The organism is Cupriavidus ulmosensis, from assembly GCF_977008105.1.
The window spans coordinates 350,418-367,037 of the sequence record NZ_CDRMWP010000001.1 but is presented as its reverse complement, the minus strand read 5'-3'; the positions used below and the strand labels follow the sequence as shown (position 1 = coordinate 367,037).

Genomic DNA, 16,620 nt, shown 5'->3' with positions numbered 1-16,620 from the left:
TGTTTGTTATGGAATACCCGTTTTGCTTGGTCCGACCTCGAAATCTCGTCAATGTCTCAATGCGGGAACGGCCACAGCCGCAGCTTTTCCTTGGCGATCTGCCATAGCCGCGCGAGCCCGTGCGGCTCTACCACCAGGAAGAAGATGATGAGCGCGCCGAACACCATCAGCTGGATGTGCGACACCGCCGCGTTGGTGAACGGCAGGTGCAGCAGCGCGGCCAGCGGCGGCAGCACGTTGTCCAGGAAGATCGGCAGCAGCAGGATGAAGGCCGCGCCGAGGAAGGCGCCGAGGATGCTGCCCACGCCGCCGATGATGATCATGAACAGCACGCGGAACGACAGGTCCAGCGAGAAGCCGTCCGGCTCCACCGAGCCGAGGTAGCAGAACGCATAGAGCGCGCCGGCCACGCCGCAGTAGAACGAGCTGACGGCGAACGCCAGCAGCTTGGTGCGCATGAGCGGGATGCCGATCACCTCGGCGGCCACGTCCATGTCGCGCACCGACATCCACGCGCGGCCCGTGGACGAGCGCACCAGGTTCTTGGCCACCACCGCCAGCACCGTCACCAGCGCCAGCACGAACAGGTATTTCTTCACGGGCGTATCGATGGCGATGCCGAACAGCGCGAGCTTCTGCGCGGTGATCACGCCGGAGGAGCTGTTGTTGGAGAACCAGGGAAACTTGGTCAGCGCCCACACCACGAAGAACTGCGCGGCCAGCGTGGCCACGGCGAGGTAGAAGCCCTTGATGCGCAGCGACGGCAGGCCGAACGCCACGCCGACCAGCGCGGCGGACAGCCCCGCCAGGATGAACGTGAGCAGCACCGGCAGCCCTTCGATGCGCAGCTGGAAGTTGTACGCGGCGTAGGCGCCCACCGCCATGAACGCGGCGGTGCCGAGCGAGAGCTGGCCGGCGTAGCCGGTCAGGATGTTGAGGCCGAGCGCGGCCAGCGCGAAGATCAGGAACGGGATCAGGATGGCGGAGAACCAGTATTCCGACGCGGTGAACGGAATCGCCACGAAGGCCACCGCCATCAGCACGGCGAAGCCGATGCGGTCCTGGCGGATCGGGAATACCTGGCTGTCGGCCTCGTAGGTGGTCTTGAACTGGCCGGCTTCACGATAGAACATGGGGTTGTCTCCTGTTGGGGCCGTGCCGCTCAGACGCGGTCGATGTGTTTTTCGCCGAACAGCCCCTCGGGCCGCACCAGCAGGAAGAGCAACGCGAACACGTAGGGGAACCACCCTTCGATGCCGCCGAAGTTGCCGCCGAACGCGGACTGGAACACCGGCGGAATGTAGATCTCGGCCAGCTTCTCGGACGCGCCGATGATGAGCCCGCCGACGATGGCGCCCGGCACCGAGGTGAAGCCGCCCAGGATCAGCACCGGCAGCGCCTTGAGCGCCGTCAGCGTCAGCGCGAACTGCACGCCATTGCGCGAGCCCCACAGCATGCCGGCCACCAGCGCGACGAACCCCGCCACGCCCCACACGATGGCCCAGATATGCTGCAGCGGAATCCCCAGCGACAGCGCCGCCTGGTGGTCGTCCGCCACCGCGCGCAGCGCGCGGCCGACCTTGGTGAACTGGAAGAACAGCGCCAGCGCGCCGACCAGGATGCCGGCGATGGCCGCCGCCGCGAGGTCGAACTTGGACAGCACGATGTTGAAGCGCGTGAGGATGGCCTCGATCGGCTCGTCGACGATGCCGAGGTTGATCGGCCGCACTTCGTTGCCGAACAGCAGCGGCCCCAGCCCTTCGAGGAAGAACGACAGGCCGATGGTGGCCATGAACAGCGTGATGGGCGGCTGGTTGACCAGCTTGCGCAGCACGAAGCGCTCGGTGCTGATGCCCACCACCAGCATCACGCCGAACGCGCCGATCACCGCGGCCCACATCGGCAGGCCCTTGTCCATCAGCCCCACCACCGCGAGCGCGGCGAAGTAGACCATCGCGCCCTGGGCGAAGTTGAACACGCCCGAGGCCTTGTAGATCAGCACGAAGCCGAGCGCCACCAGCGAGTACATCAGTCCCGACAGCAGGCCGCCGATCAGGATCTCGAAGAAGAACGTCATGATGTTCCTTGTTCCCTGTTACCTGGATCCCGCGCGTCAGTGGCCGGCGCCGAGGTAGGCGCGGATCACGTCCGGGTTGGCCTTGACCACGTCGGGCGTGCCGTCGCCGATCTTCTTGCCGTAGTCGAGCACCACCACGCGGTCGGAGATGTCCATCACCACGCCCATGTCGTGCTCGATCAGCACGATGGTGGTGCCGAACTGGTGGTTCACGTCGAGGATGAAGCGGCACATGTCCTGCTTTTCTTCCACGTTCATGCCGGCCATCGGTTCGTCGAGCAGCAGCATGGACGGCTCGGCCGCCAGTGCCCGCGCGAGTTCCACGCGCTTTTGCAGGCCGTAGGGCAGGCGCCCCACCGGGGTCTTGCGGATGGCCTGGATCTCCAGGAAGTCGATCACTTCCTCGACCTTGCGGCGGTGCCGCGTTTCCTCGTTGCGCGCCGGGCCCCACCACAGCGCGTTGGCCAGCAGGCCGCTGCGGAATTTGGTGTTGCGCCCGGTCATGATGTTGTCGAGCACGGTCATGCCCTTGAACAGCGCGATGTTCTGGAAGGTGCGCGCGATGCCCTGGCGCGCGGCCTCGGTCGGATGCATCTTGCGGCGTTCCTCGCCGCGAAAGACGATGCGGCCCTGCTGCGGGTGGTAGACCCCGTTGATGACGTTGAGCATGGAACTCTTGCCCGCGCCGTTGGGGCCGATGATGGCGCGGATCTCGTGCTCGCGCACGTCGAACGAGATGTCCGTGAGCGCCTTCACCCCGCCGAACGAGAGCGAGATGTTCTGCAGGTCCAGGATCACGTCGCCGGCCTGGCGCGCGTGCGCCTGCGCGGCCTGCGCATCCTCCCGCGGAGACTCCGCCGCGATCGCCGCGGCGGACGCGCCGCTCCATGCGGGCTGGCCATCGCCGCCGCGCGCTACGCCTTGCCATGCCATCTGCGTCATCCTTGCGTCCCCGCTCATGCCGCGCGCGCCGCGCCGGCGGCCGGCGCGAAGCGCTTCACATCGACCAGCTTCAGGGTGGCCGAGACGCTGCCTTCGCGTCCGTCCTCGAACTTCACGCGCGTCTCGATGAACTGTTCGCCGCGGCCGGCGAACAGCGCATCGACCAGCGCGGCGTATTTCTCCGCGATAAAGCCGCGCCGCACCTTGCGCGTGCGCGTGAGCTCGTCGTCGTCGGGGTCGAGCTCCTTGTGCAGGATCAGGAAGCGCGCCACCTGCGAGCCGGCCAGCATGGCGTCGGCCGCGAGGTCCGCGTTCACCTGCGCCACGCACTCGCCGATCATGGCGATCACCTCGGGCTGCGCGGCCAGGTCGATATAACCGGCATACGGCAGGTGGCGCCGCTCGGCCCAGTTGCCCACCGCGTCGAAGTCGATGTTGATGAACGCGCAGACGCGCTCGCGCCCGGTGCCGAAGGCCACCGCTTCCTTGATGTAGGGGAAGAACTTGAGCTTGTTCTCGATGTACTTGGGCGCGAACATCGCGCCGTCGGCGAGCTTGCCCACGTCCTTGGCGCGGTCGATGATCTTGAGGTGGCCGTCGGCGTCGATCACGCCGGCGTCGCCGGTCATGAAATAGCCTTCGTCGTTGATGGCCTCGCGGGTGGCGTCGTCGCGCTTGTAGTAGGACTTGAGCAGGCCCACGCCGCGCACCAGCACCTCGCCGTTGTCGGCGATGCGGATCTCCATGCCGGGCGCGGCCGGGCCGACCGAGTCGAACTTGACCTTGCCGTCGGGCTGCAGGCAGACGTAGGCGCAGGTCTCGGTCTGGCCGTAGAACTGCTTGAGGTTGACGCCGATGGAGCGGTAGAAGCGGAACAGGTCCGGGCCGATGGCCTCGCCGGCGGTGTAGCCCACGCGGATGCGGCTCATGCCGAGCACGTTGCGCAACGGCCCGTAGATCAGCGCTTCGCCGGCGGCGTAGCGCAGGCGCTCGGCCAGCGGCACCGGGCGGCCGTCGAGGATGTCGGTGCCGCAGCGGCGCGCCACGTTCATGGCCCAGCGGAACAGGCGCCGCTTGGCCCAGCCCGCGTCTTCCATGCGGATCATCACCTGTGTGAGCAGGTTCTCGTAGATGCGCGGCGGCGCGAAGTAATACGTGGGGCCGATCTCGCGCAGGTCGGTCATCACGGTGTCGCGCGACTCGGGGCAGTTCACCGTGAAACCGGCCACCAGCGCCTGCGCGTAGGAGAACAGGTTGTCGCCGACCCACGCCATCGGCAGGTAGGACAGCACGTCGTCGCCGGGCACGAGGCCGTCGAACGCGCAGCCGTTGCGCGCCGCGCCGATCAAGCCGCGGTGCGAATGGCACACGCCCTTGGGCTTGCCGGTGGTGCCGGAGGTGTAGAGGATGATGGCGGTGTCCTCGGGCGAGCCAGCCTCGACCGCGGCATCGAAGAAACCAGGGTTGGCGCGGTCGAACTCGCGGCCGATCTCCTGCAGGCGCGCATACGACATCAGCGCCGGATGGTCGTAGCCGCGCAGCCCGCGCGGGTCTTCGTAGACGATGTGGCGCACGGCGCGCTGCGCCTGGACTTCGAGCAGCTTGTCGACTTGCTCCTGGTCCTCGACGATGGCGAAGTCGATCTCGGCGTCGTCGAGCACGTAGACCATCTCGCCGCCGATGGCGTCCTGGTACAGCGGCACGGGCACGCCGCCGAGCGCCTGCGCGGCGCTCATGGCCCAGTACAGGCGCGGGCGGTTGTCGCCCACCACCGCGAGGTTCATGCCGCGCGCAAAACCGAGCGCGGCCAGCCCGCAGGCGAGCGCGCGCACCTCCTGCGCGGCCTGCGCCCAGCTGTAGGTCTGCCAGATACCGAGGTCCTTCTCGCGGTAGGCCGGGCTTCCGGGCCGCTGCTGGGCATGCGCCAGCAGCAGGCGCGGGAAGGTCGTCGCCGACGGTTCCTGCATCGCTGTCTCCTTTCCCTCGGCGGCGGGGCTCCGCGGCCGGTGTCAAGCCTGCTTCCGCTGGTTATACTTGGCCTGTTTTGCCCGCCGGCGGCCCTGCGGCTGCCGCGTCGCAACAAGCCCGCCGCGCCTGTCCTGGCGCGCACTCGCGGTTCGTGGTGATCGTAAGATAGTTCATGCCATTTCCCCCGGTTGTCACGCCGGTGACAATTCGGGGTTAATCCCTACGGGAAGGGTTTTCAGCTAATGCTTAACGATTTCGTGGACCGCTGCGTGTGGGCGGCCGACCTCACGCCCGAGCAGCGCGACCGCGTGCGCCGCGCGATGTGCGTGCGCGAGTACAGCCAGGGCGACTACGTCTGCCACAAGGGCGACGTGGCCGAGCACTGGCTGGGCGTGCTCGAAGGCATCGTCAAGATCACCACGGTGTCGCCCTCGGGCAAGTCGGTGACGTTCACCGGCGTGCCCACCGGCGGCTGGTTCGGCGAGGGCGCGGTGCTCAAGCGCGAGATCCGCAAGTACGACGTGATGGCGCTGCGCCGCTCGCGCATCGCCTTCCTGCCGCTCGACACCTTCCAGTGGCTGCTCGATACCAGCCTGCCGTTCACGCGCTTCCTGCTCACGCAGTTCAACGAGCGGCTCGGGCAGTTCATCGCCGCGGTGGAATACGAGCGCCTGCTCGACATCGACTCGCGCGTGGCGCGCGCGGTGTCGTCGCTGTTCAACGAGCACCTGTATCCGGGGCTGGGCACCACGCTGGAAATCTCGCAGGAGGAGATCGGCCTGCTGGCGGGCATCTCGCGCCAGCGCGCCAACCAGGCGCTCAAGGTGCTGGAGCAGCAGGGGCTGGTGAAGGTGGACTACGGCGTGATCGAGGTGCTGGACCTGGAGGGGCTGCGGCAGTACGGAGAGTGACGCTCCGGGTTGCTTCCCCGCGGCGCCGGCTACCGCCGCCGTGCGTCAGGATGATGACGGCGGCGGGCCGATGCGCGCCGCGCGACAGGGCCGCATCCGGCGGGCATGCGCGTCACGCCGCTCCTATACAATCGCGCCTCGTCTCCCAGCGTCCTCCGACAAGTATCCCCATCATGCGAAAGGCTTTCCTGGCCGCCCTGGCGGCGCTGACCTGCGGCGCGTCCGCGCTGGCCGCCACCGAGATCCGCGGCGCGGGCTCCACCGCCGCCGCGCCCATCTACCGCGTCTGGGCGGACGGCTACAAGGCCGCCACCGGCGTCACGCTCCAGTACGACGCGGTCGGCTCGGGCGAGGGCCTCAAGCGCGTGCGCGCCGGGCAGGTGGATTTCGGCGCGTCGGACGTGCCCATGCCGGAGGCGGAAGCGAAGAAGGCCGGGCTGGTGTTCGTGCCGTCGGTGGTGACGGGCGCGGTGCCGGTGGTCAACCTGCCCGGCGTGCCGCAGGGCAGGCTCAAGCTCACCGGCGAGGTGCTGGCGGCGATCTTCCTGGGCAAGCTCACGGCCTGGGACGCGCCGGAGATCCGCGCGCTCAACCCCGGCGTCGCGCTGCCGCGCCTGCCGATCCGCCCGGTGGTGCGCGCCGACGGCTCGGGCACCACCTACCATTTCAGCAGCTACCTGAGCGCGGTCAGCGCGGACTGGAAGGCCACCTACGGCACCCAGTCCACCTTGCCGTGGCCGTCGTCCTTCACCGCCGCGCGCGGCAGCAGCGAGGTGGTCGGCGCCGTGCAGGGCACGGCCGGCACCATCGGCTACGTGGACTACAACTACGTGCTCGACGCCGGCCTCAACGCCGTGCAGCTGCGCAACGCGGCCGGGCGCTTCGTGCCGGCGCAGGTCGACAACTTCCGCGAGGCGGTGGTGCAGAGCGAGTGGAACCAGAAGGGCAACTTCACCGCGAGCCTGGTGAACCAGCCGGGCACCAACGCGTGGCCGATCACGATGGGCACCTTCATCGTGGTGCCGGCGGTCAGCCAGAGCGGCGCGCGCACGCTCGATGCGCTGAAGTTCGTCACCTGGGGCTACCTGCGCGGCGACGACCTGGCGCGCGAGGCGAAGTTCGTGCCGCTGCCCGAGCGCGTGCAGGCGCGCGCCTACCGCGAGCTGGCGCGCGTGACCGACCGCTCGGGCGCGCCGATCGGCCTGAGCAGCATCGGCGCGCCGGGCCGCTGACGCGCGGGCCGCCCCGCTGCCGGGCGGCGACCACGGGGTGACGGCTACAAGGTGACGACGATCTTGCCGACCTGCGCGTTGGACTCCATGTAGCGGTGCGCCGCGGCCATGTCCTCGAAGGCGAAGGTCTTGTCCACCACCGGGCGCAGTTGGCCGGAGGCGAGCCCGGCGTTGACGAAGTCGCGGGCCTTGCCGAGCCGCTCCGGATCGGTGGTGATCTCGAACAGCTCGTAGCCGCGCAGCGTCAGGTGCTTGCCGAGCAGGTCCATCACCGGCACCGGGATGTCGCCAGTGTCGAGCGCGCCGTACTGGAAGAAGATGCCGCCCGCGCATAGCGCCTTGAACAGCCTGGCGGCCTCCGGCCCGCCGACCGGGTCGAACGCCATGCGCGCGCCGGCGCCGCCGGTGATGCGCGCCACCTCGGCAACGAGATCCTGCTCCTGCGTGGCGATGACGTGCGCCGCGCCGGCGTCCAGCAGCGCCTGCCGCTTGCCGCTGCCGCGCGTCAGCGCCACCGGCACCGCGCCCGCCATCCTGGCGATCTGGATCGCGGCCAGGCCCACGCTGCTGGAGGCCGCGCGCACCAGCACGGTCTCGCCGGCGCGCAGGTTGCCGAGTTCGACCAGCGCGCCGTAGGCGGTGACGAACATCATCCACGCCGCGGCGGCATCGACGAACGACAGGCCGCGCGGGTGCTTCACCACCGCATGCGCGGGCGCGTTGACGAGCTCGCCGTACATGCCGTAGTCGGCGAACGAGAAGGCGGGCACCACGCTGACCTCGTCGCCGGGCGCGAAGCCCGCCACGCCGGCGCCGACCGCGTCGACCACGCCGGCGGCTTCATAGCCCAGGCGGGCCGGAAAGCGCGGCTCGATCACGTATTGGCCGCTGCGGTACATCACTTCGGCGCGGTTCAGGCCGATCGCCTTGACGCGGATGCGCACTTCGCCGGCGCCGGGCGCGGCCACTTCCACTTCATGCAGCTCCAGCACCTCGGGACCGCCGGTGCGGTTGAACTGATAGACCTTTGGCATTGCGTCGTTCTCTTGGCGAATCTGGCGGTTGTCTGAAAATGAGGCGAAGCGGGGAATGGCGGTCAGAACGCGTAGCGGCGCATGCCGCCGTCGACCAGCATCACCGTGCCGGTGATGTAGCGCGCCCGCGGCGACACCAGGAACGCCACCGCGTTGGCCACGTCCTCGGGCTCGCCGAAGTCGCGCAGCGCGATCTCGCGCTCGGCGAACTTGCGGCGCTCGTCGCCAGGGTACAGGCGGCGGATCTGCGCGGTGTCGATCAGGCCGGGCTGCACGCAGTTGACCGTGATGCCGTGCTGGCCGAGCTGCTCGGACAGGCCCTTGGACCAGACCACGAGGCCGGCCTTGGCCACCATCGCGGCGTTGACCACTTCCGGCTCGAGGTTGCCGGACAGGCTGACGATGGCGCCCGACTTGCGTTCGAGGAAATTGGGCAGCAGCGCCTGGGTGAGCTGGCGGTGGCGGTCGAAGTTGAGCGTCATGCCTTCGAGCCATTGCGCCTCGGGCGCGTCCACGCCCATCGGGCGGCTGCCGCCGGCGTTGTTGACGAGGATGTCGACGTGGCCGAGCCGCGCCAGCGCGGCGTCGGCGATGCGGCGCGGGCCGTCGTCGGCGACGAAGTCCTGCACCAGCAGGACGGGGTCGGCGCCGCCGGCGGCGACGATCTCGTCGGCCAGGCTGGCGAGCAACGCTTCGTCGCGCGCGGTCGCCAGCACCCTGGCGCCCTCGGCGGCCAGCGTCCTGGCGATGGCGCGGCCGATGCCCTGGCTGGCGCCGGTGACGACGGCGGTCTTGCCGCTGAGCTGCAGGTCCATCTTGTTTCCCGGTTCGGTGCCGCGTGGGCGGCAAATGCGATTGGCAGGCGGGCGCAGGCGCCGACCTCGTCGCCCGGCCGTGGCATGCGAAGACCCGCGAAGACCAGCAAGGACCGGCACTGCCCGCGGCGGGAATCTACGCGCAATGCCCGCGCCGATAAACGCGCGCCGGCGAACTTGACTATTGCCGTGGCAATAACAATGGCGCGCGGCCGGCGCTCAGGCCAGCCCGCGCTCGACGAACAGCGCCTCCAGCCAGCCGATGAACGCATCGACCTTGGGCGGCCGGTGGCGGCGCTGCGTCATGACCACGGAGATCGGCCTGGGCACCGGCTTGCAGTGCGGCAGGACCTCGACCAGCTGGCCGGCGTCGATGTAGGGCTGCAGCGCGGGCCGCAGGCCCTGCAGCAGGCCAAGTCCGGCCAGCCCGCAGGCGTGGAACGCTTCGGAGTCGTCCACCACGATGTCGCTGGGCACCTGCCTGGTGACGATGCGGTCGCCCGCGTCGAACTGCCATTCGAGCGTGCGCCGGCCGTGCTGGACCAGGAAGTTGACCGCGACGTGGCGGTCGAGGTCGTCGAGCGAGGCCGGCGTGCCGTGCCGGGCCAGGTAGCCGGGCGAGCCGCACGTCACCATCGGGATGGTGCCAATGCGGCGCGCCACCAGGCTGGAATCGGCCAGCTCGCCCAGGCGCACGGCGCAGTCCACGCCTTCGCCGATCAGGTCGACGTGGTGGTCGGATGAGCGCAGCACGAGCTCGATGGCGGGATAGCGCCGGCGGAAGTCGGGCAGCGCCGGCACGATGATGGCCTTGGCCACCGCCGTGGGCATGTCCAGGCGCAGCTTGCCCTTGGGCGGGCGCGTCGGCGAGAACAGCGCGAGCGTGTCGGCGAAGTCGCCGAGCAGCTGGGTGCAGCGCTGGTAGAACTCCTCGCCTTCCTCGGTCATGCTCAGCTTGCGCGTGGTGCGGTGGAGCAGTTGCACGCCCAGCTCGCGCTCGAGCTGCTGGATGGCCTTGGTCACGGCGGGGCGATGGAACTGATTGGCCTGCGCGGCGCGCGCGAAGCTGCCGTGGTCGACCACCTGGACGAAGATTCCCATCGCTTCGAACATATTCATGCTTGCCTTGTCCTGTCTGAGATCTGAAAGTTGCCGGCGCGCGCCATTTTCGTTCATTGCCCGCGCGCGGGCGGGACGCGGCTTCGCGTGCGCTCTTTCGTGCGGTTTTTTGTGCGGACTCGCGCACCAGAATGGATCATCGCCGCGCCGCCACTGCGACAACATGCCGCATGCGACGGCGCCGCATCGGGCACCGCATTAATCGTTTGAAATATTTCGCCCGGACAATGTCGGGAAAACCCTGCGTAGCCGGGATAGAATCACCTATCTGCGTATCGGTAGGCGCACTCACGCCACGCATCGTGAGGCCCCGGCGGCACGTTCCTTGCTCGCTTCTGCGGCATGACTGCCACCGTCCCGAAACGCCCGACACCGGGCTGCCTCGTGCCCCGCGCCAGGAACCAAACTCCGGCGCAGGCTGCCTGAGCGTTCGTTGCCCGGTATTTCATTTCCCTATCATCCTCTTGTAATCATCTGACCTGTCAGCTATCTTCGCATCCACAATCGCAATTGCCGCCGGACTTCCGGCGTAGGCGCCTGCTGGCGGGCGCTCTCACTCAACCGTATCGGCTGACCCACGCGACCGCAGAATGGACGGTCCGGCGGTCGAGCGGGTCTCGCAGTCTTTCAATCTTCTAGGAAATCGCAATGCAACGATCGCGCATCACGCGTGCTTTGATTCTGGGCGTGCCGGGGATTGCCCTGGCCGCGCTCGCCGGATGCGGCAAGAAAGAACAGGCGGCCGCGGCACCGCAGCCGCCGCAGGTCGGGGTGGTCACGCTGGCGCCGGAGTCGGTCATGGTGAACTCCGAGCTGCCGGGCCGCACCACCGCCTACCTCGTCGCCGAAGTGCGGCCGCAGGTCGACGGCATCATCCAGCACCGGCTGTTCAAGGAAGGCAGCGACGTCAAGCAGGGTCAGCAGCTGTACCAGATCGACCCGTCCACCTACGACGCCGCCTACAAGAGCGCGCAGGCCACGCTGGAATCGAGCCGGCTGCTGGCCGAGCGCTACGGCAAGCTGGTCGCCGACGAGGCGGTCAGCAAGCAGGCCGCGGCCGAGGCCAAGGCGTCGTTCCTGCAGGCGCAGGCCGCCGTGCAGCGCGCCGAGATCAACCTGCGCTACACCAAGGTGCTGGCGCCGATCTCCGGGCGCATCGGCCGCTCCAGCGTGACCCAGGGCGCGCTGGCGGTCAACGGGCAGGCCACCGCGCTGGCCACGGTGCAGCAGATCGACCCGATCTTCGTCGACGTGACGCAGCCCTCGTCCACGCTGCTGCGCCTGCGCCGCGAGCTGGCCGACGGCAAGCTCGACGGCGCCGGCGCCAACGCGGCCAAGGTGAACCTGCGGCTGGAGGACGGCACGACCTACCCCGAGACCGGCCGGCTCGAGTTCTCCGAGGTGTCGGTGGACCAGGGCACCGGCTCGGTGACGCTGCGCGCGGTGTTCCCGAACCCGAACCACGTGCTGCTGCCGGGCATGTTCGTGCACGCGCGCCTGAGCGAAGGCGTCAAGGCCAACGCGATCCTGGCGCCGCAGGTCGGCGTCACGCGCGACCTCAAGGGCCAGGCCACCGCGCTGGTGGTCAACGCCAAGGACGAGGTCGAGCTGCGCACGCTCACCACCGAGCGCGCGGTCGGCGACAAGTGGCTGGTGAGCAGCGGCCTGAACGCCGGCGACCGCGTCATCGTCGAGGGCCTGCAGTTCGTGCGCCCGGGCGCCAAGGTCAAGGCGGTGCCGGCGGCCGCGCAGGCTTCCGGCAACGCGCCGGCCGCCGCCGCGCCGGCCAAGTCCTGAGCACGCGCCCGAGCAAGGAACAAGGGATAAGGAATCCTCCATGTCTAAATTCTTCATCGATCGCCCGATCTTCGCGTGGGTGATCGCGCTGGTCATCATGCTCGCCGGCGTGCTGTCGATCCGGGCACTGCCGATCAGCCAGTACCCGGCGATCGCGCCGCCGACCATCGCCATTTCGGTCAATTACCCCGGCGCTTCCGCCGAGACGGTGCAGGACACGGTCGTGCAGGTCATCGAGCAGCAGCTCAATGGCCTGGACCGCCTGCGCTACATCTCGTCGGAAAGCAATTCCGACGGCAGCATGACCATCACCGTGACCTTCGAGCAGGGCACCAACCCCGACATCGCGCAGGTGCAGGTGCAGAACAAGCTGCAGCTGGCCACGCCGCTGCTGCCGCAGGAAGTCCAGCAGCAGGGTATCCGCGTGACCAAGTCGGTGCGCAACTTCCTGCTCATCGTGGGCCTGATCTCGACCGATCCGAAGGTGACGCGCGAGGACTTGTCGAACTACATCGTCTCGAACATCCAGGATCCGCTGTCGCGCACCTACGGCGTGGGCGACTTCCAGGTGTTCGGCTCGCAGTACGCGATGCGCGTGTGGATCGACCCGGCCAAGCTCAACAGCTTCCAGCTCGCGCCGCTCGACGTCAGCAACGCCATCAAGGCGCAGAACGTGCAGGTGGCCTCCGGCCAGCTGGGCGGGCTGCCGGCGGTCAAGGGCCAGCAGCTCAACGCCAGCGTGATCGGCAAGACCCGCCTGCAGACCAGCGAGCAGTTCGGCAACATCCTGCTCAAGGTCAACCCGGACGGCTCGCAGGTGCGCCTGAAGGACGTGGCGCAGGTGGAGCTGGGCGGCCAGGACTACAACATCAACGCGCTCTACAACGGCCAGCCGGCTTCCGGCATCGCCGTGCGCCTGGCCAGCGGCGCCAACGCGCTGGAGACGGTCAAGGCGATCCGCCAGACGCTGGACCAGTTGCAGCCGTTCTTCCCGCAGGGCATGAAGGTGGTGTACCCGTATGACACCTCGCCGGTGATCTCGGGCTCCATCCACGAGGTGGTGAAGACGCTGCTCGAAGCCATCGTGCTGGTGTTCCTGGTGATGTACCTGTTCCTGCAGAACGTGCGCGCCACGCTGATCCCGACCATCGCCGTGCCGGTGGTGCTGCTGGGCACGTTCGGCGTGCTGGCGGCGTTCGGCTACTCGATCAACACGCTGACCATGTTCGGCATGGTGCTGGCGATCGGCCTGCTGGTGGACGATGCCATCGTGGTGGTGGAGAACGTCGAGCGGGTGATGGCCGAGGAAGGGCTGTCGCCCAAGGAGGCCGCGCGCAAGTCGATGGGGCAGATCCAGGGCGCGCTGGTGGGCATCGCGATGGTGCTCTCGGCGGTGTTCCTGCCGATGGCGTTCTTCGGCGGCTCGACCGGCGTGATCTACCGCCAGTTCTCGATCACCATCGTCTCGTCGATGGTGCTGTCGGTGCTGGTGGCGCTGGTGCTGACGCCGGCGCTGTGCGCGACCATGCTCAAGCCGATCGACAAGGGCGACCACGGCGAGCACAAGCGCGGCTTCTTCGGCTGGTTCAACCGCAAGTTCATCTCCACCACGCAGAGCTACGAGCGCAGCGTGCAGGGCATCCTGCGCCGGCGCATTCCGTTCCTGCTGCTCTACGTGGCGATCGTCGCGGCGATGGCCTTCCTGTTCACGCGCATCCCGACCTCGTTCCTGCCGGAAGAAGACCAGGGCGTGCTGTATGCCCAGGTGCAGACGCCGCCGGGCGCGACCGCCGAGCGCACGCAGAAGGTGCTCGACCAGATGCGCGAGTACCTGCTCAAGGACGAAGGCAAGGTGGTGGACTCGCTGTTCACGGTCAACGGCTTCAACTTCGCCGGCCGCGGCCAGAACTCGGGCCTGGCGTTCATCCTGCTCAAGCCGTGGGAAGAGCGCAGCGGCGAGAACACCAGCGTGTTCGACCTGACCCAGCGCGCGCAGCGCAAGTTCGCCTCGTTCCGCGATTCGCTGTCGTTCGCGTTCGCGCCGCCCGCGGTGCAGGAGCTCGGCAACGCCACCGGCTTCGACCTCTACATGCAGGACCAGGCGGGCCTCGGCCACCAGGCGCTGATGAACGCGCGCGACAAGTTCCTGCAGCTCGCGTCGAAGAACCCGGTGCTGCAGCGCGTGCGCCCGAACGGCCTGAACGACCAGCCGCAGTACATGCTGGAGATCGACGACGAGAAGGCGCGCGCGCTGGGCCTGTCGCTGTCGGACATCAACAACACGGTGTCGATCGCGTGGGGCTCGAGCTACGTCAACGACTTCATCGACCGCGGCCGCGTCAAGCGGGTCTACCTGCAGGGCCAGCCCAACTCGCGCATGAACCCGGACGACGTGGACAAGTGGTTCGTGCGCAACGACAAGGGCACGATGGTGCCGTTCTCGGCCTTCGCCACCGGCCGCTGGGGCTACGGCTCGCCCAAGCTGCAGCGCTACAACGGCGTGCCGGCGGTGGAAGTGCTCGGCGAGCCGGCCGCGGGCCGCAGCTCGGGCGAGGCGATGGCCGCCGTCGAGGAAATCATGAAGCAGATGCCGCCGGGCATCGGCTATGCGTGGACCGGCCTGTCGTATGAAGAGCGGCTGTCGGGCTCGCAGGCGCCGGCGCTGTACGCGCTGTCGCTGCTCGTGGTGTTCCTGTGCCTGGCTGCGCTGTACGAAAGCTGGTCGATCCCGTTCTCGGTGATGCTGGTGGTGCCGCTGGGCGTGATCGGCGCGCTGCTGGCCACGCTGCTGCGCGGGCTGTCCAACGACGTGTTCTTCCAGGTGGGCCTGCTGACCACGGTCGGCCTGTCGGCCAAGAACGCGATCCTGATCGTGGAATTCGCCAAGGAGCTGCATGAGCAGGGCAAGGGCCTGGTCGAATCCGCGGTCGAGGCCTGCCGCATGCGGCTGCGCCCGATCATCATGACCTCGCTCGCGTTCATGCTGGGCGTGGCGCCGCTGGCGGTATCGAGCGGCGCCGGCGCCGGCAGCCAGCACGCGATCGGCACGGGCGTGATCGGCGGCATGGTGACGGCCACGGTCCTGGCCATCTTCTGGGTGCCGCTGTTCTTCGTCGCGGTGGGCGCGCTGTTCAAGCGCAAGCCCCACGACGACGCCGCCCCCATCAAAACGGAAGCGCTCCAATGAAAAAACACGTGATTGGCCTGGCCGCCGCGGCGGCGCTCGCTGCGCTGTCCGGTTGCAGCCTGATTCCGCACTACGAGCGCCCGGCCGCGCCGGTGGCGGGCGCGTACCCGCAGGGCCCGGCCTACCCGCAGGCCGCCCCCGCCCAGGCGCCGCAGGCGACCGAACTCGGCTGGCGCGATTTCTTCGCCGACCCGCGCCTGCGCCGCCTCATCGAGACGGCGCTCGACAACAACCGCGACCTGCGCGTGGCCGCGCTCAACGTCGAGGCCTACCGCGCGCAGTACCGCATCCAGCGCGCCGAGCTGTTCCCCGAGGTGGACGCCAGCGGCTCGGGCTCGCGCCAGCGCGTGCCGGCCGACCTGTCCACCACCGGCCAGCGCGTCATCAGCAGCAGCTACGGCGTGTCGCTCGGCACCACCGCGTGGGAGCTCGACCTGTTCGGGCGCGTGCGCAGCCTGAGCACCGCCACGCTGGAACGCTACTTCGCCAGCCAGGAAGCCATGCGCGGCACCCACGTCGCGCTGGTCGCCAGCGTGGCGGACGCCTACCTGACGCTGCGCGCCGACGAGGCGCTGCTGAAGCTCACGCGCGACACGCTCGGCACCTACGAGCGCAGCTACCGCCTGACCAAGCGCAGCTACGACGAAGGCGTGGCCTCGCGCCTGGACCTGCGCCAGGCGCAGACCAGCGTGGAAACCGCGCGCGCCAGCCTGGCACGCTACACGCGCCAGGTCGCGCAGGACGAGAACGCGCTGCTGGTGCTGCTCGGCACCGCCAGCATGCCGGCCGACCTGCCGCCTGGGCTGGACCTCGACCAGAAACTGCTGGCCGAAGTCCCGGCCGGCCTGCCGTCCGACCTGCTGCAGAACCGGCCCGACATCCTCTCGGCCGAGCACCAGCTGCTGTCGGCCAACGCCGACATCGGCGCGGCGCGCGCGGCGTTCTTCCCCAGCATCAGCCTGACCGCCTCCGCCGGCACGGCCAGCAACCAGCTCTCCGACCTGTTCTCGGCGGGCTCGGGCACCTGGCTGTTCCAGCCGCACATCAACCTGCCGCTGTTTACCGCGGGCAGCCTGTCGGCAAGCCTGGACTACGCGCGCATCCAGAAGGACATCAACGTGGCGCAGTACGAACGCACCATCCAGACCGCCTTCCGCGAAGTCGCCGACGGGCTGGCCGCGCGCGGCACGTTCAGCGAGCAGCTCCAGGCGCAGACGCGGCTGGTCGACGCCACGCAGGACTACTACAAGCTGGCCGAGCAGCGTTACCGCACCGGGGTCGACAACTACCTGACCGTGCTCGACGCGCAGCGCCAGCTGTATAGCGCGCAGCAGGTGCTGATTGGCGACCGGCTCAACCAGTTGAGCAGCGAGGTCAATCTGTACAAGGCGCTTGGAGGTGGGTGGAAGGATGTGGTTGGGGGGGCCGGGGCGCCGGCTTCGTAGGGTGGAGGCTGGGTTCCTTGTTCTAGCTGCTGTGGGCCTGGCGGCTCGGACTTGATTGGTGGTTCGAGCTTGGGGTCCTTGTTCTAGCTTTCG

Annotated in this window: 12 protein-coding genes; 5 read left to right on the top strand and 7 right to left on the bottom strand. The window is 68.7% G+C overall.

Features of this window, described 5'->3' with window-relative positions; genetic code table 11:
- Window positions 1-56 precede the first annotated feature (56 nt).
- Genes ACWTPI_RS01615 through ACWTPI_RS01600 form a run of 4 tightly spaced genes read right to left on the bottom strand, consistent with a single transcriptional unit; the run spans window position 57 to window position 4,986 of the window.
- Entirely contained in the window at window positions 57-1,133 is a 1,077-nt protein-coding gene (locus ACWTPI_RS01615; RefSeq protein ID WP_059410355.1) for a branched-chain amino acid ABC transporter permease, read from the bottom strand.
- A gap of 29 nt (window positions 1,134-1,162) precedes the next feature.
- Complete coding sequence (locus ACWTPI_RS01610) at window positions 1,163-2,077, bottom strand: branched-chain amino acid ABC transporter permease (RefSeq protein ID WP_020206308.1); 915 nt, start codon at window positions 2,075-2,077, stop codon at window positions 1,163-1,165.
- Window positions 2,078-2,113: 36 nt separating this feature from the next.
- A complete protein-coding gene (locus ACWTPI_RS01605; RefSeq protein WP_020206309.1) occupies window positions 2,114-3,019 on the bottom strand; it encodes an ABC transporter ATP-binding protein in 906 nt (301 codons plus the stop codon).
- A 14-nt stretch (window positions 3,020-3,033) separates the two neighbouring features.
- Entirely contained in the window at window positions 3,034-4,986 is a 1,953-nt protein-coding gene (locus ACWTPI_RS01600; RefSeq protein WP_454730812.1) for an AMP-dependent synthetase/ligase, read from the bottom strand.
- Window positions 4,987-5,229: 243 nt separating this feature from the next.
- Here ACWTPI_RS01600 and ACWTPI_RS01595 point away from each other — a divergent pair, with 243 nt between their 5' ends.
- Both ACWTPI_RS01595 and pstS read left to right on the top strand, forming a co-directional pair.
- A complete protein-coding gene (locus tag ACWTPI_RS01595) occupies window positions 5,230-5,898 on the top strand; it encodes a Crp/Fnr family transcriptional regulator (RefSeq protein ID WP_020206311.1) in 669 nt (222 codons plus the stop codon).
- 173 nt (window positions 5,899-6,071) lie between these two features.
- On the top strand, window positions 6,072-7,130 hold the full coding sequence (pstS, locus tag ACWTPI_RS01590) for a phosphate ABC transporter substrate-binding protein PstS (RefSeq protein ID WP_454730811.1): 1,059 nt from the start codon (window positions 6,072-6,074) through the stop codon (window positions 7,128-7,130).
- Window positions 7,131-7,174: 44 nt separating this feature from the next.
- On the opposite strand, the gene ACWTPI_RS01585 is transcribed toward pstS, so the two are convergent.
- The 3 genes from ACWTPI_RS01585 to ACWTPI_RS01575 all read right to left on the bottom strand — a co-directional run bounded on the left by ACWTPI_RS01585 (window position 7,175) and on the right by ACWTPI_RS01575 (window position 10,098).
- Window positions 7,175-8,164, bottom strand: coding sequence for a zinc-dependent alcohol dehydrogenase family protein (locus ACWTPI_RS01585; RefSeq protein ID WP_059410352.1), 990 nt, complete (start codon window positions 8,162-8,164; stop codon window positions 7,175-7,177).
- 62 nt (window positions 8,165-8,226) lie between these two features.
- Window positions 8,227-8,979, bottom strand: a complete 753-nt coding sequence (locus tag ACWTPI_RS01580) for an SDR family NAD(P)-dependent oxidoreductase (protein ID WP_020206314.1) — start codon at window positions 8,977-8,979, stop codon at window positions 8,227-8,229.
- A gap of 219 nt (window positions 8,980-9,198) precedes the next feature.
- A complete protein-coding gene (locus tag ACWTPI_RS01575) occupies window positions 9,199-10,098 on the bottom strand; it encodes a LysR family transcriptional regulator (protein ID WP_029044302.1) in 900 nt (299 codons plus the stop codon).
- Between the two features lie 648 nt (window positions 10,099-10,746).
- On the opposite strand from ACWTPI_RS01575, the gene ACWTPI_RS01570 reads away from it, so the two are divergent.
- Genes ACWTPI_RS01570 through ACWTPI_RS01560 form a run of 3 tightly spaced genes read left to right on the top strand, consistent with a single transcriptional unit; the run spans window position 10,747 to window position 16,527 of the window.
- On the top strand, window positions 10,747-11,895 hold the full coding sequence (locus tag ACWTPI_RS01570; RefSeq protein ID WP_454730810.1) for an efflux RND transporter periplasmic adaptor subunit: 1,149 nt from the start codon (window positions 10,747-10,749) through the stop codon (window positions 11,893-11,895).
- A 40-nt stretch (window positions 11,896-11,935) separates the two neighbouring features.
- Complete coding sequence (locus tag ACWTPI_RS01565) at window positions 11,936-15,082, top strand: efflux RND transporter permease subunit (RefSeq protein WP_020206317.1); 3,147 nt, start codon at window positions 11,936-11,938, stop codon at window positions 15,080-15,082.
- Window positions 15,079-16,527 carry an AdeC/AdeK/OprM family multidrug efflux complex outer membrane factor gene (locus tag ACWTPI_RS01560; protein ID WP_454730809.1) on the top strand — a complete coding sequence of 483 codons (1,449 nt, stop codon included), beginning with the start codon at window positions 15,079-15,081 and terminating at the stop codon, window positions 16,525-16,527. Before ACWTPI_RS01565 ends, ACWTPI_RS01560 begins: the two co-directional genes overlap by 4 nt.
- Window positions 16,528-16,620 lie beyond the last annotated feature (93 nt).

Excerpts from the sequence above, each read along its gene's own strand:
- ACWTPI_RS01615 (WP_059410355.1), bottom strand. The coding sequence starts at position 1,133 with ATGTTCTATCGTGAAGCCGGCCAGTTCAAGACCACCTACGAGGCCGAC.
- ACWTPI_RS01610 (WP_020206308.1), bottom strand. The coding sequence starts at position 2,077 with ATGACGTTCTTCTTCGAGATCCTGATCGGCGGCCTGCTGTCGGGACTG.
- ACWTPI_RS01605 (WP_020206309.1), bottom strand. The coding sequence starts at position 3,019 with ATGACGCAGATGGCATGGCAAGGCGTAGCGCGCGGCGGCGATGGCCAG.
- ACWTPI_RS01600 (WP_454730812.1), bottom strand. The coding sequence starts at position 4,986 with ATGCAGGAACCGTCGGCGACGACCTTCCCGCGCCTGCTGCTGGCGCAT.
- ACWTPI_RS01595 (WP_020206311.1), top strand. The coding sequence starts at position 5,230 with ATGCTTAACGATTTCGTGGACCGCTGCGTGTGGGCGGCCGACCTCACG.
- pstS (WP_454730811.1), top strand. The coding sequence starts at position 6,072 with ATGCGAAAGGCTTTCCTGGCCGCCCTGGCGGCGCTGACCTGCGGCGCG.
- ACWTPI_RS01585 (WP_059410352.1), bottom strand. The coding sequence starts at position 8,164 with ATGCCAAAGGTCTATCAGTTCAACCGCACCGGCGGTCCCGAGGTGCTG.
- ACWTPI_RS01580 (WP_020206314.1), bottom strand. The coding sequence starts at position 8,979 with ATGGACCTGCAGCTCAGCGGCAAGACCGCCGTCGTCACCGGCGCCAGC.
- ACWTPI_RS01575 (WP_029044302.1), bottom strand. The coding sequence starts at position 10,098 with ATGAATATGTTCGAAGCGATGGGAATCTTCGTCCAGGTGGTCGACCAC.
- ACWTPI_RS01570 (WP_454730810.1), top strand. The coding sequence starts at position 10,747 with ATGCAACGATCGCGCATCACGCGTGCTTTGATTCTGGGCGTGCCGGGG.
- ACWTPI_RS01565 (WP_020206317.1), top strand. The coding sequence starts at position 11,936 with ATGTCTAAATTCTTCATCGATCGCCCGATCTTCGCGTGGGTGATCGCG.
- ACWTPI_RS01560 (WP_454730809.1), top strand. The coding sequence starts at position 15,079 with ATGAAAAAACACGTGATTGGCCTGGCCGCCGCGGCGGCGCTCGCTGCG.